Here is a 970-nt window from a genome sequence, read left to right as displayed (position 1 = left end):
GGTTTTAAGCAATGGCAGAAGGCTTTTAACCGCACCGTCAACCGGGGCGCAAAAGCCATTCGGATTGCGGCTCCGATCATTAAGAAGCTAACACCAGCCGAGCAGAAGCATCTTGATACCACCGATGAGCGCGCCATTGTCGGTTATCGCTATCTACCCGTCTTTGATGTGGCACAAACTAGCGGTGAACCAGTGTTAAGTGCTAAAGACTTTTTCAAAGAAAATTTGGCCGATCATCAGAATGTGACAAGCTTATATAACGCGTTCAAAGATTATTTAAACCAGCAAACCGACCTTAAAGTCAGTGAAGTGCCTTTAGCGACGCTAAATGGGGCTGAGGGGTATTTTCAACCCAGCACTAATGAAATCGTCATTGGTGGCGATGAGCCCGACAATGCTTTGAAACTAAAGACGTTATACCACGAATATGCGCATAGCCAGCTACACGGCTTAAAATCAGCCTTTAAAGATCGGCCACGAGCCTATCAGGAAACCCAGGCCGAAGCGGTCGCATATGTTGCCATGCAAAATATTGGCGTTGATACCAGTAACTACTCACTCGGGTATGTGGCTACCTGGGCTAAAGATAAAGCCGTGATCCATAGTGCTTTAAGTGAGATCCAGCAAGTTAGCAACAAAGTGATTGAGCTTAGCGACGGGTTAACCAAACAATTAGGCTTACAAGCAGCACAAAAAGAACCTGCGCATGATCTAAAAAAGCTATCAGCCCATGATCTTAATAAGTCCTATCAAGGCTTGCAACAACAAATTCAACAAGCAACTAGTCCACAACAGAAGGCACAATTTAAAAAACAGTTAAACGATGTGCACCAAGAAATCAGTGAGCGAACACAGAAGCAACTGAAATTCTTTGCTGAACAGCATCCAGAAATCAAACAACCAGATTCTGAACCTGATCAAAGCCTAAAACGTTAGCCAGTTTTTAAGGGACATGCTATAATGTAATAGA

The 970-nt window shown here is 43.9% G+C and carries 1 protein-coding gene; it reads left to right on the top strand.

Features of this window, described 5'->3' with window-relative positions; translation table 11 throughout:
* On the top strand, nt 1-936 hold a 936-nt coding region (locus FC85_RS05080; RefSeq protein WP_057864473.1), incomplete at its 5' end, for a hypothetical protein.
* Nucleotides 937-970: the final 34 nt, after the last annotated feature.

Source organism: Lentilactobacillus diolivorans DSM 14421, assembly GCF_001434255.1.
GTDB classification, from domain to species: domain Bacteria; phylum Bacillota; class Bacilli; order Lactobacillales; family Lactobacillaceae; genus Lentilactobacillus; species Lentilactobacillus diolivorans.
The sequence above is the reverse complement of the archived record's forward strand: the minus strand, read 5'-3'. Positions and strand labels throughout refer to the sequence as shown.